Origin of the sequence: Simiduia sp. 21SJ11W-1, from assembly GCF_024138675.1 — a bacterium.
GTDB lineage: Bacteria > Pseudomonadota > Gammaproteobacteria > Pseudomonadales > Cellvibrionaceae > Simiduia.
Map to the genome: position 1 here is coordinate 996,514 of NZ_CP090959.1, position 13,381 is coordinate 1,009,894.

Below are 13,381 nucleotides of genomic sequence, written 5' to 3' on the forward strand. Positions count from 1 at the left end.
ATGTGGTTCATGATGGAAAATATTCAGACATCTTTTTCAAAAAGTCAGGCGCAGCCCTTTTCCATGAGTTTATTGATCGTTTGTGTGGTTTTTGGCGTATTTGTACGGCGCTTGCTGTTTTCGAAGGTGCTACTGATTCGGTGATACTTTGGTTTTCTTCGAGTTGACAAAAATTTTTTATTTTGGCTAGGTTTTTTTCTGGGTTGGACACATAGTCCTCATAGTTAATTGTAATAATATCGTCAGGAAAATTTTCTTTCCAAGTCCTCATGATGTCAAGATAGGCGAGCATGTATCTACCAAGCTCGTCAATGTTATAAGAGAAAAAATAACTTCTATTAAAATCGGTTTTAAAAATTGCATAGGCGGCGTCAAGCGGGTTTCTATTGACGTGAATGATTTTTGCGTCTGGTATAGACATAAGTATATAGCCGCAATATAAAAAGTTGTAAGGTAGTTTGTCGATGGTGGTTTGGTTTCCTTTGGCGAAGGCGCGTGCATGATTTAGGTAGCTCTTTCCTAGTGTTAGGAAATTAATTGGCTCCGGCCTTTGGAATTGATTTTGTAGTTCGATGGGGAAGTCTGTAAATTCTCCGATGGACTCAGCTTGAAAGTTTTGAAGGATCGCATGTTCGATCAAGGTTGTGCCGGTTCTAGGAAGGCCTACAATGAATATGGGCTTTTCTCCGGTGTTCTCAAACCCCTTTCTCTGGGATTGATCAGACTTAAAATTGTAGACAAGTTTTTGCATGACATCCAGTTCGTGATTGATATCGTATTTCAGCGTGTCTCTTTTAATTCTGTTGGCCTTTGCATAGTTTTCCCATGCAGCTTCGTAATCATTTATGCATTCGTGCTCTTTGCCGAGCGAAAAGTAAATTGTAGACAGTATGTCCGGCTTATCGGTCATTGACAGACTTCTATTGAGGTCTTCAATGTTATTTTCTAAGGGGGTTTGATTTTCAATCATGCTGCGTAATTTTATGGCTCCAGCATGGATTGGATCTATTTCTAAAATCCGTCTGCATGTCTCTCTTCCGTCCATCTGTTTGTTCAGGTAAAAGCATGTTAATGCATGTTGAAATAGCGCTTTTTCATTTCTAGGTAGATTGCTTATCGCCCAAGTTGTCGCCTTATGGGCTTCTTTGATGAGTCCACAATCTATTAATGTGTCAATAAAAATTAATAGATGTATGTTTCCACCTATAAGCTTTGGTTGTATGTCTTTTAGCAGTAATTTTGCTTGGGTATAATTTCTAGTTAAATACAGCAGTTTAGCTTTTTTTATTTTTATCTGAATCGAATTTTGTAGGTCAGTGGGTAGTGATGATAGGTGGCTGAGTGAAGAGTCAAAGTCCCCTGCCAGATAGGCGGTATCGGAAATGAACAAAGTGGCTCTGGAGTTCGATGGTTGCGATTTTTCTAATGCTTTAGAAATGCGTTGGGCGCCACTTAGGTCACCTTTTGCAAGATTGTGGCGGCCAATGTTTATTAATTTATCTATATCGTAATTTTCTTTCATTTTGGAATTATATCAAAAGCTATAGCTATTCGTTCATCCGTTGATTCAAAGGGAATGGTTCCGTGCCACATGTATGACGGAAAAGTGATAAGTCTTCCCGGCTTCGGCCTGATGGTCCTTTGTGGCGGTAGATCAATGCCAAGTGGTTTGCCAAATTGGATGTGCCCAAAGGTTGAGGTGTCACTTATTTCGCTAGGTACTTTTAGATATAGTACAGCGCTCATCCAGCCTTGTGGGTGAATGTGGTTGGTATGAAAACCTTCATTTCGGAGGATTATTGACCATGCCCCAGAAAATTCCAAGTCGCTTGCTTGCTTTATGCGACTTGCCGTCGACCAAAATGGGTGGCCTTCTACACTCGGGAATTTTGAAATTGATTGGAAAATCAAATTTTTAAGATGCAGCTCTAGAGCATTTAAATCATCAGGATGGTTCTTGAAAAGGTGGCCATTTGATTGTGTGCCTCCCTTCACCGTTTGATCGTGAGGTGCACATTTTGTGTTGTGTATTTTTTTTATTGTTGATATATATTCATCAATTCCTTTTATTCTTGGTGTGCTAGCTTGCTCCTTAAAATCTATGATCGATATCATCTTCTCGTAGTCACAGAGCCATTTCGATTCTTGACTTTTGAGTAGCCTCCAGCAGGACTCCAAATAGCCAGTACAAATAAAGTCGTTAGGGTATATGCGTAGAGCCGATTTAAAAATTTCTTCTGCCTCTTTGATATAGCCTGATTCTAAGAGCATTCTTCCGTACTCTTGGTGTAGCGATAGGTCCTTAGGGCGCTCAGCTATTAAATTATCTAATGCCTCTTTGTTTAGGTTATTTACTTTGTCTTCGTGAGCGCTTTGTATTTCCAGGAATCTCAATTCAGGATTGGCGGAAACTAAGCTATTTCGGCCTCTCAATAACATGGCAGTCTTTGACCATGCTTTATCCCTAGCGTGGTGGCGTGCCAGAAGGGTTATAAGGGGGGTTGGGTCGGCTGATTTTGAAATTGCATTTTCTATTTTATTGTAGGGTTTTAATGATGTGCTATATTCAATTTGAATTTTTATCAGTAGCTTATGAAGCTCGATGTTATCTTTAAAAACATCTAGTCCCTTTGTTATCTCTGAAACAGCCTTATCAGGGTTGTTCAGATTGCAGTGGCAGTCGGCAAGATTTTTATAGCAGTTGATGTCTTTGATGCCCAGCGCTATTGCCTTTTCAAAGTTTTTAATTGCCTCTTTATAAAGATTTTGTTGGCGTTGAAGTTGAGCCATGGCATATGTTAGTTTTGGGTGACCCCCTGCTCTTAATAGCCCCAGCTCTATCGTTGACATTGCTTCGTCGTTCTCTCCGGCCATCTGCTGGCATGTTGCTTTGGTGATCCAGCTGATAGGGTCTCTTTCGTTTATACTAATTAACTCACTAGCTTTTATATTGGCTTCATCTATTAGGCCTAACTTCAAATATTGCTTTGCTAACTCGAGAGTAATCGAGGGATTTTTATTAAATTTTCCTTCTAGGTCAGTCAATAGGCTGAGTGCTTCTTTGTGCATGTTGCCCGCTGTAAGTATTTGCGCCTTTAAAAGATTTGTGTATGGTTGATTTTTAGATTTACTAAGGATCTGCAAAAGTTCGCGTTCTCTGCCGGATCGGATCATGGTAATTGAAGCGTTGAGGGCGTCATTCATGGTGTTAGGGAGCCCGATCAATAGCTTTTCAATATTCATAATGTCCATTGTGTTAAATCTAATTAATTTTTAGTGCTAACCAAAAAAAAGGGCCGACTTTTGTCGGCCCTTTTTGTTGTTGGTTAGCGTTATCTTAAAACTTCAAAGTAGCGCCAACAAACCAGTATTGACCAAGATGGTCATACAGGCCTGGGTAGGTGTTGCCATTCTCGCGGGCGGTTATACCCTGGGGCACGAATGGAGGTGTTTCGTCTAGGATGTTGTTTATCCCGCCGCGAACCGATGCCCAATCGTTTACTGCCCATGTGGCAGACAAATCAAACCAGTTGAAAGCTTTAATGTCAACTGGAGTAGTTGCCAAGCTGTCGATGGCTCCAATGTGGCGCCAGGTAAGATTTGCCGTCACATCCCAAGGCGTTAGCCAGGTGGCAGTGAAGCGATTTTTCATGTCTGGAGTCGGTACCCCGCAGCTACCTGCATATTTACCCTGGCATTCCAATACGCCGGCACCCACATATTCTTCTTGCTCCCACTTTGAGATGTAGCCCAAGGTGTTTGCAAATACGATGCTACCCATAGAGTCGAGATCTAAATCGTAGTTGATCTCAAGGTCTACACCAGTTACTCGGAAGAAGCCGATATTGTCACTAAGCGCTTGGATGCCATTATCTGGGCCAGAGTTTCCAAGCCACAGACTATCACCAACTGGATTGCGTTTAACCTTATCGCAGAAGGCGTCGTTTTCGATACACTCGAGTAATGTGGTTTCTTGTCCAACGAAGGTAATTGCGTCCTGAACATCAATGTCGTACCAGTCGGCGCTGATTGTCAGCCCTTCGATGAAGTTTGGTGAAAGCAATATACCAAACGACTGGGTATCCGACACTTCTGGATCAAGATCAGGATTGCCCCCGATGAGAGTGTTGTATTGCGCTGCTGGAGAGTCACTTGGACCACCGTTGTCCCAAACGGCTTGGGTAACACCACTGCGTGCACATTCGGCGAAGGTGTAGCCGCGTTGGCTTAAGCCTGTAACTTGATCTACGCCACCGCATGGGTCATCGTCCATGCCGAACAGGGAGCCCTGCTGTGGCTGGAACTGATCTACTATGTTGGGCATGCGAACGGCCCTTTGATAGCTGCCGCGTAACTTCACTTGATCATTGATTGCCCAAGATCCAGCGATTTTGTATGTATCAGTTGACTTTCCTGAGTCGTAATCAGCGAAGCGGTAACCCAAGTCGAGAGTCACTTCTTCAGCGAATGACTTTCCTTCCAGAAGTGGGATGCTAGCTTCCATGAAGAATTCGTCAACACTGAAGTCGCCATCAACGGGTACCAGGGCTGCTGAAAGGCCGCCGACTAGGTTGGCCATCGCCGCGTCGTCAGGGAAGTACTGCAGCGATTCCATGCGGTGCTCAAGGCCAAACACGACCTCAATACCGTTTTCTGCGGTAGGCAGTTTAATGCCATACTCGCCCAAGCTGCCTTGAACGTAGCCGGAGAAAATTTCCTGATCGGTTGTTCCCCGCTCAAAATATTGTTGAGAAAGGTAATCAACCTGCTCCTGAGTGACTCCGCCCGTTTCAAATACATTCCACGGTACGCAGTTGCTATCACTACCATCAACCACTGATGCGCAAACAGGGTTGCCATCGGTATCGGTGGTCACATCTAGGCCGCGTTTAGCTTTGCCAATATCGAAGTAGTTGCCATTACGATTGCGCATGTCAACTTCAGAATACTGATATGAAAGGTCATAGCGCCATGCGTTGTTAATGTCGCCTTGAACGCCGAAGACTCCGCGGTAGGTTGTGTGGCGTAGATCCCCGAAGCGCGGACCAATTTCAACTGCACGCCGGCCTAAATAAACTGCAACACGATCAGAGGGATCTGTACAGCCCATAGTTGCATACTGTTGGGCAGATAGCAGTGGGTTTGAGCAAGGAATGCTTACGCCGCTGTCAAAGAACATGCCCGCAGGCCCGAACTGTGTGATTGAGCGGTTGTCCATGAACATCAGTTGGGTGTAGAGCTCGGCATTCTCATTCAACTCATAATGGCCGAGTACGCCCATTGTGATGCGGTCATCGGGGCGCTGTGAATAGCTAGGTGGGGCAAAGTTGTATCGGCTACCATTGTCTTGAATAAATTGGTCACCCTCAGTTTGCCATGCTTGGTCAAAGCCATCATTCTCAAAGTAGAAGGTGCCTTCTTCTTTTGTGCCAGAACCAAGGCAGTTGCCACCTTCTGAGCGCACTGCACACGCGCTAGATTCTCGCTGTGACTGCGTTACACCTTGCACATCACGTTTTGTGGCATATGCGGTTAAGTTGCCCTTACCATTGTCAAAGTTACCGCCGACCATGAATGTGAAGTCAGTGATATCGCCATCGAAGCCACTGCCAGTAGCGTAGTCAAACCCACGGCGTTCTGCGGCTTCGGCCACTGGGTGACCGGAGTCGTTCGAATGACGATTTCGGCTAGTTTGCAGGTCAACTTTTACGCCTTCGAAATCTTTTTGCATAATGAAGTTAACAACGCCTGCAACAGCATCTGAACCATAGGTAGAAGATGCGCCACCGGTAAGAACTTCGACACGCTCAAGTAGCGCCATCGGAATAAAGTTGATGTCCGGCCCGGACTCTGAAGAGGATGGAGATGAAATTGGCAGCCGTTTACCGTCAAGCAGTACCAGCGTACGGCTCGAGCCCAGATTGCGAAGCTGTAGGGTAGCAGTACCGTTGGATTCGATTGCCTGGCCAGAATCTTGATCCAGTGTAACCTGAGGCATGCTGCGCATGACATCTTCCATTTTGGTGGAACCTGTCAATACGAGCTGCTCTGAGTCGAGTTGTGTTACTGGGCTGGAAGTAACTAAGTTGGCTTTTTGAATTCTTGAACCGGTAACAACTACTTCCTCAAGAGCTTCAAGGCCTTGGTCCTGTGCATACGCGTTGCCACCAAGCAGCATTGCTGAGCTGGTGACACCTAACGCGGCAAGCTTGATAGCTGTAGCTAGTTTAGTGCGTTTAACCATTATGGCTTCCTCATTTATGAGTTCTTATATAAGGGCTGGTTTGCCTGGGCAAAATCCAACCTCAGCCATTAAGACGAACCGGTATGAGGGGGCCTCAAGTTTTTTTTACTATAAAAATGGTATTAGAAAACAACAGCTTAGAGCGAAAGGCTAACCCGCCCATACCAATACCTGCCTTTGAGGTCGTGGGTTCGGGCGTCCATGCTGTCGTTGAAGGCAGAGGCTGCGAAAGGGGCGGGGGCGTCCAGGAGGTTGTCGGCGCCCAAGGTGATGGTGAGCCCTTTTTGTACGGGCAGTACATAGGAGAGCTGGATGTCGTGGGTTACCCAGCTTTTAATAAAGCGCGTGTTGGCGCTTTTGGGAATATTTTCTTCAAGTTTGCTGATGAAATTCAGTGTGTAGTGCAGGTCTAAGCCGTGCTGCTTCCAGTTGAGGCCCGCGTTGGCCTTCCACTTGGGGAGCGAGCCGTTGCCTTCGGAGGCTTCGTCTGAAAATGTGCCGGCTATGTCTTCGGCGGGCGTGCCAGGGGTGAGCTGGTCTTTGAAGTTGCGCAGGTGCGCGGCGTTTACCGAATAGGTGACAACGCCATCCTGTAGGAGTTGTTGGTATCTCAAGGCGAGGTCTATTCCGCTCAGGCTGCGTTGGCCAATGTTAAGGAAGCTCGCGTTGATGGATTCCAGTTCGCCATCGGTGTTGCGGTTCACTCGGTCGCTAAAGGCGCCATTTTCCGCATTTTGATCGATGATGTATTGCGCTGAGGCGTCTACTACGTTTTTTTGTTCAATCCAGAAAAAATCCAGGTTGGTGTAGAGGCCGGGCAGGCGTGGCGGCGTCCAGACTACACCCAGCGTGCGGTTGGTGCTGCGTTCGGGCTTCAGCTCTTGTGAACCGCCAAAAACCGTCAGGTACTGGGTGCGGGTTGGGTCGCTCTGCTGGCTGCAACCGGGTAGCACGCCTACGTTCTGTGGGTCTGCACAGGGGTCATCAAGAAACGATTGGGTGGTTTTACCGCCTTTATGTAATTCGTTCAGGCTAGGTGCCCGGAACCCTTTGGAGGCAGTGCCGCGCAACAGTATGCCGGCAGCGGGCTGGTAGAGCAGGCCAATTTTAGGTGTGGAGGCGGTGCCAAAGTCGCTGTAATAGGAAGACCTTGCAGCCACTTCCACATCCAGGCTTTTTGCCCATGAGGCATCTTTAATGAGGGGGATTTGCGCTTCGGCAAACATCTCTACAATGCTGCGCGCGCCCTGCGTTTCGCTGGTTTCACCGCCGCCGATCAGAAAGTCTTCGGTGCCGAAAGGCTGGCGGCGGGTGTCTTCGCGGCGTATTTCAACGCCGCCGGCCGCCAGTAGTTGGCCTGCAGGCAAGTCGCTTACCGCGGTGTCCATCACCAGATTTGCACCAAGCAGCTGGCTGTGGCCGGTGATTTTGCTGCTGGCGCGAATATAGTGCGCCATTTCGGGCGTGATACTGCCCGTGGGGCCAAAGAGGTTTAATGGCACGCAATCTGGCGTGGCGTTGCACTCGTCGGCCAGCGCATTTTGCAGCTGTTGCCCGCTTACCAGGTTGGTGTAGTCAACGCTGGCATCAGTGCGGCTCCAGAATTGGTTGAGCCGCCAGTGCAGGGTATCGGTGTCGCCATCCAGCCCCCAGTTGAGCCGGTAGCTCTGGGCTTTGTTGATTTGGTCCCTGTTGCCCATCTCCAGCAGGCGCTTTCGCAGGTCTTCTACTGGCTCGCCAAAGGGGTTGTAGGGTTGGGTGGCGCTGATTGGCAGCGGCTCTCGCTCAAAGTCGGTAAAAAGCGGTGTGGGCGCCAGTGTAATGGTGGCGCTTGTTGCGGTATAGGAGGCATCAAAGAAGCCTGTGAGGCTGTGATTGAGCTCCAGGCGGCCTGAGCTGTATAGGCTGGTGCGCGTAGATGGTGAAACAGCCGAGGTAAAGCGGGAGTAGTTGAAGAGGTCTTCGTTGGTGGCTGCCCTGAAGTCAGCGGGCGTGCTGCCATCGCTACCGTCGCGCAGTGTATATACCCCATCGCTCAGCTGGTAGCGGCCATCAGGCGTGGCGCTGGAGCGTAAATCCGTGCCGCCTAGCGGGCGGTTGTCTGCGCTGGCACTTACCGACCTGTCGCGGCTGTTTATACCCTGCTGTTGGTAGTGAGAGCCGGCCAGCATAATGCTGCCACTGGTGCTTTTGTGCCCCCACAACACATTTGTTGTGCTGGTTTCCAGGTCGGCGCGCGAGGTTTCACCATAAAACTGCTCTAGCTGAAAGCCATCAAAACTTTGCCGCATGATGATATTCACAACACCGGCAATGGCATCTGACCCATACAGAGCGGAGGCGCCGTCTTTGAGTATTTCGATGCGCTCAACGGCGGCCGGCGGAATAGAGTTCAAATCGATGGCATCACCGGCCAGGCCTGCGTAAGCGGTGCGCTGGCCATTGAGCAGTACCAAGGTGTTGTTGGCCGGCAACCCCCGCAAGGTTACGGTGGCCGTGCCGTCGCCGCCGTTACTTACGGCAGTTGATGTGGAGTTGCCGGCCACAGTGGGTATGAACTTTAAAAATTCTCCCAATGATTGTGCGCCGCTGCCTGCGAGCTCAGGCTGGGATATAACATCAACCGGCGACGCGCCCAGCAGGTTGCTGTTGCGAATCCGGCTGCCGGTGACCTGCTGGCCAACCACGGCAATCTCTTCAAGGTAGTAATTAACCGGCGGCGCCTCGGCGGGTTTGTTGGAGGCGCGTAGCTCGGTTATGGCAATCACCTGGTCGTTAATGATTTTGTAGGTGAGGCCTGAGCCCGCAAGCAGTTGTGAGAGCGCTTCAAGGGTTGGCAGTTTGTGGTGCCCGGTGGTGATTTTAGGGGCCAGCTTGCCGGCTAAGAGTTTGCTGGGGAATACGATGCTGATATCGCTCTTGCGCCCGAGCTCGATCAGGTGGTCGGCCAGTAGGGGGCTTGTTGCCAGCGTTTGTGCGGGCACAACTTTGCCGTCCAGTGCTGCTTGTGCGCTGTGGTAGGGCAGGCTTGCGCCTATGGCAATCCCTGTCAATAGCGTTAGGGCTTGTTGCGCTTTGTGCATCTCTCTCGCATCGTCAGCGCCAAGCTTCTGTGGCTCGATCGCTGGCCTTTAAGTTCAGTATTTTTATAACTGATTCTTATAAAAATAGGCAAAGACCCGCTCAGAGCAAGCTCTGACGGGACGAAGGTAAAGAGAAGTTATATCTTATTCGCCGTCAACGTACAAGCGCGGGGTGGCGCTGCTTTCATCCAGCTGAAGGCCAAAGGTGGTGACCAATGCAGCCAAGGTAGACTCGGGCGTTTGTAGGCTAAAGGTGCCCGATACTTTCAGCTTGGCAAGTGAGGGGTGGCTGGTATCTACCGGGGTGTCCAGGTAGCGGTTCAGCTCGGCCAGTGCGGTGGGCAAAGGCTGGTTTTCAAGTACTAGCAGGCTGTCTCGCCAGGCCAGCAATTGCTGTGCGTTAGTAACGCGCACATCGGAGAGGCCTTGTTTATCCAGGGTTAAGCGCTCGTCTGCTTTTACCACCTGAGATTCAGGCTTGATCTGGGGCTGGGTTTCGCGCTCTTTAACGCTAACGATGCCCTCAAGAACGGTTACTTCTATATTGGTGTCTGTTTTGTTGATCGCAAATGCAGTACCAACGGCGGTAACTGTGCCATCGCCAACATCAACCACAAAAGGGCGGGCCCTGTTGGTGGTAACTTTAAAAAAGGCTTCGCCTTTATCCAGCACCAGAAACCGCTGCGCCTCAGTGTATTCAATATGCAATGAGGAGTTGGTGTTGAGTTTCACCTCTGAGCCATCTTCCAGGCGAATCAAGCGCTGTTCGCCCCGTGCGGTGGCGAAATGCTGGCCTGCGGCGGTTTCTGCGGGCGGATTTAACGCTTGCAGGAAGCCAACGCTGAGCACGGCGACCAACGCGAATGAGGCAAGAGCTGCGCTCTGCCATTGCCACAGCCAGCCCCAAGAGGACGGTGTGGGCTCGAAATGGCGCAAGGTGGCTTTGGCGGCCGGCGTGTGCTCGAGTGCACCGAGTATCTGCCAGTCTGCCAGTGCGGCGTCGAAGGCTTGCTCGTGCGCATCGCTGCGGTTAAGCCAGCGCGAGAAGCTGGCTTTGTCTATAGCGTCAGCATTATCAGAGCGAAGACGAACAACCCAGCGGTTGGCCTCTTCGGATAGTTTGTTGTGCTCTGATGTATTCACGCTATGTCCAATAATTTTTAAGTCGGGATATCCACTGTGCGATATCACTAATGGGTGTTGCTCGTTTCCAGCCTGAGGTTGGGCGGGCTTTGTTAACCCTAGCTGGCGATTCCAATTGTTCGCCAATTCAGCTTCGGCTGGAAGCTCTTTTCATCATGCAAAAGCTGCGATTCATCGTAACTGGCCAAGTTGCTTGCCAAATGTTGCGCTAAAACGCTTGTTTGATTGCATTTGTGTCTTGTTTGAGGCGCGCGATAATAGCACAGCCAAAACCTAAATGGCACACTTGTTGTGCCTTCTATGTGATTTAGACGAACCGAAGAAAATAAAACGCAATAGGAATGGTGAAAAAAGTCGACTGCCTCTAAATTTCGCTAGCGCCGACCCTTTCTAGGGCCTTTCTGCACGCTTTTAGTGCTTGCAGAATGTATTTTTCGACGCTGGACACTGAAATCCCCATGTCTTGAGCAATTTCTGCATAGGAGAGGCCCTTAAGCCTGTGCAACAGAAATGCCTGACGGCACTTAAGGGGCAGTTTGCCAATGGCGCGTTCCATTTCGTTGAGTTGCTGCTTGGCACCCAGAAGCCGCTCTGGGGTGCAGTAGTCGGGCATGGCGCCAGGTACTTCATAATCTGCCAGCTGGCGGGTAACTTCGCCTTGCAGGTAGTTGCTGTGCAGTTTTTCACGCCGGATTTGATCAATCGCAAGGTTGCTGGCGGTTTGATACAGGTAAGCTTTGGGGTTCTCCAGTTCGCCGGCTTCAGCCAGCTTCTGGATGCGGATGAACGCATTTTGAGCGATATCTTCGGCGTCTTCGGCACTCTTCATCTTGCGGGTCAGGTAGCGCACCAGACCTGTCGCATGACTATCAAAGAGCTGTTCAAGCATGGATTTTTTAGATAATGCCATGTACCGAAGTTGTCTTTAGTTGGATATTTGTTGTTATGTGTGCAAATCCCTTGAAGGCGCACAGTTGGGCGGGCATTGCGTTACATCTCGGCGGCAGTTTATAGGACAGCCATTGCCAAGCGCAACTGCGTATTTGGCCGTGCGCCCTTATGTGGTTAACATGGCGCTCCTTCTTATATAGCAACTGCCATCAACAAGGGTGCTCTGTCATGATTCACGCCGCATTCCATGCGCTCGCCTGGGGTCTCATTGCCGTTTTGGTGTGGGTTAATTTTGCCGCCGAGCCGCCAGAGCCACGGGGGCCCATGAGTGCCATGGCCTCACTGGATGCCAATAACTATCTGGTGGTGCACGCAAGTGAGCAGTTGCCGGTGCTGGGGCTCTTGCGGGGCCAGTCTGGCGCGGCACAATACCGCGCTTTGCGGTTTAACGATTGGGATGGCGCGCTCAATGGCCGCACGCGGGCGGTGTGCGGTGTACCGCGCTACCACGGCGAAGTGGTGTTTTTGGTAGATGCGGGCACCGAGCAGCGCTTGGTGCATGTGCAGTTACGCAATTGGGATAAAACGCCAAAGTTTGCGGTATTGGGTGTGGCCCAAGTGCCGACCCGCCTCACGGCCCTTGCCTGCGGGAATGCCACCGGAGAGGCGATCAATCTGCTGGGCCTTACCGATTCGCAAGCGTTGTGGCGCGCAAGCTGGGTGTTGCCGGGCTATGAGCTTGCCGAAACCGCGCGGGGGCCTGCCAATATAGGCGAGCTGGCAGCGAGGCAGGAGGTGGCCGCGCTCTATGCCGAGGGGGATACCCTATGGCTGGCCGCGAACGGCGAGCAGGGATCAACGATCTGGCGCGCCGCACTTGATGCCAGGGCCTGGCAACAGGCTTATCGAATAGACGGCTTTCAGGTTACCGGGCTCGCCGGTGGGCCCGGCAATGAGGGCTTGAGTATTGTGACGGGGCAGGCGGGCCTTGGTTCTGTGTGGCGCCCACTCGCTCCATGGCCAAGTGAACAGTCGCCCCTGCCGCGCCCCTAGGGGTCAAGCAAGGCGTCAAAGTCGCCTTTAAGCTGATCTAGCTCCGCTAAATTGCCGTCTATTGCGCTGGGTTGAATGTGTAAATGCCTAAGCGGGGCCGCAGGCAGCTTATCTGCCACATGCAGAGGGCTGTGCGGGTGCAGTGCATTCAGGCAATTCGCCAGCAGAAGCAGGTGGGCGTAGTCTCCCGGGGGTTTTGCTTGTTCGGGGGTCAGCTGGTGGCGGATTGCCTCGCTTATGGATTGCGGGAACTTCCAGTGTTCGGCAAGTTCAGCGCCCAGTTCGGCAAACAGGCTGGGTTCGGTGGTGGCTGCATCTATTGTGTCTGAATTTTCATTGGCGGCTATATGGATGATCAGCCCGCCGATATTGTGCATCATGCCGCAGGTGAAGGCGGTTTCTTTGTTGAGCGAGGTAAAGCCCGCAAGCCACTTGCACAGGGCTGCCATGTCAAAGCTGTTGCGCCAGAACTGGCGGATATCAAACCCTTCGGGAGCCTGTAAGGTGCCCACAACCCCCGATGCCAGTACCAGAGTGCGCAGGGCATCTACTCCCAGTAACACCACTGCATCGTTCACCGAGGCAATTTGGCGCGAGGCGCCGTAATGCGCCGAATTGGCCAGGCGCAATACTTTGGCGGTGAGCACTTGATCGGTGGCTAACTGCCGGGCCAGTTGGTCTGCGTTGATGTTGGGTGCATCGAAGGAGGCAATGAGCGATTGCACCACCTTCGGCATTTGTGGCAGCTGGTAGATGGCATCTGATAACAGGTTTGTCACGGTCGTCGCCTTTCTGTTTTCACTAAGCATAGCCCAGGCCCATGGCGGCGCTTGCAGCATTTGTAGCTACACTTGCAGAGGGGTTTCCGGGGGCTGCACTTTGTTACATAGGCAAGTTGGCAATTCATTACAGCATCACCAATCCGGCTATCTGCTGCGTTCACGCGCATTGCTGTTGGGTTTTGCGG

Annotated in this window: 8 protein-coding genes; 1 reads left to right on the forward strand and 7 read right to left on the reverse strand. The window is 50.7% G+C overall.

Features of this window, described 5'->3' with window-relative positions:
* Window positions 1-7: 7 nt before the first annotated feature.
* The 6 genes from L1F30_RS04405 to L1F30_RS04430 all read right to left on the reverse strand — a co-directional run bounded on the left by L1F30_RS04405 (window position 8) and on the right by L1F30_RS04430 (window position 11,380).
* Window positions 8-1,522 carry a sulfotransferase gene (locus tag L1F30_RS04405; protein ID WP_253359882.1) on the reverse strand — a complete coding sequence of 505 codons (1,515 nt, stop codon included), beginning with the start codon at window positions 1,520-1,522 and terminating at the stop codon, window positions 8-10.
* Complete coding sequence (locus tag L1F30_RS04410; protein ID WP_253359884.1) at window positions 1,519-3,243, reverse strand: putative 2OG-Fe(II) oxygenase; 1,725 nt, start codon at window positions 3,241-3,243, stop codon at window positions 1,519-1,521. Before L1F30_RS04410 ends, L1F30_RS04405 begins: the two co-directional genes overlap by 4 nt.
* 94 nt (window positions 3,244-3,337) lie before the next feature.
* Window positions 3,338-6,244: a TonB-dependent receptor domain-containing protein gene (locus L1F30_RS04415; protein ID WP_253359885.1), complete on the reverse strand. Its 2,907-nt coding sequence runs from the start codon at window positions 6,242-6,244 to the stop codon at window positions 3,338-3,340.
* Window positions 6,245-6,381: 137 nt separating this feature from the next.
* Window positions 6,382-9,327: a TonB-dependent receptor gene (locus tag L1F30_RS04420; protein ID WP_253359887.1), complete on the reverse strand. Its 2,946-nt coding sequence runs from the start codon at window positions 9,325-9,327 to the stop codon at window positions 6,382-6,384.
* A 144-nt stretch (window positions 9,328-9,471) separates the two neighbouring features.
* A complete protein-coding gene (locus L1F30_RS04425; protein WP_253359889.1) occupies window positions 9,472-10,470 on the reverse strand; it encodes a FecR family protein in 999 nt (332 codons plus the stop codon).
* 364 nt (window positions 10,471-10,834) lie between these two features.
* Complete coding sequence (locus tag L1F30_RS04430) at window positions 10,835-11,380, reverse strand: RNA polymerase sigma factor (protein ID WP_253359891.1); 546 nt, start codon at window positions 11,378-11,380, stop codon at window positions 10,835-10,837.
* A gap of 209 nt (window positions 11,381-11,589) precedes the next feature.
* Here L1F30_RS04430 and L1F30_RS04435 point away from each other — a divergent pair, with 209 nt between their 5' ends.
* Window positions 11,590-12,414, forward strand: coding sequence for a hypothetical protein (locus L1F30_RS04435; protein WP_253359893.1), 825 nt, complete (start codon window positions 11,590-11,592; stop codon window positions 12,412-12,414).
* Here the strand turns inward: L1F30_RS04435 and L1F30_RS04440 are convergent.
* Window positions 12,411-13,193, reverse strand: a complete 783-nt coding sequence (locus L1F30_RS04440) for an HDOD domain-containing protein (protein ID WP_253359894.1) — start codon at window positions 13,191-13,193, stop codon at window positions 12,411-12,413. The two genes, L1F30_RS04435 and L1F30_RS04440, sit on opposite strands and share 4 nt — an antisense overlap.
* Between the last annotated feature and the right edge of the window lie 188 nt (window positions 13,194-13,381).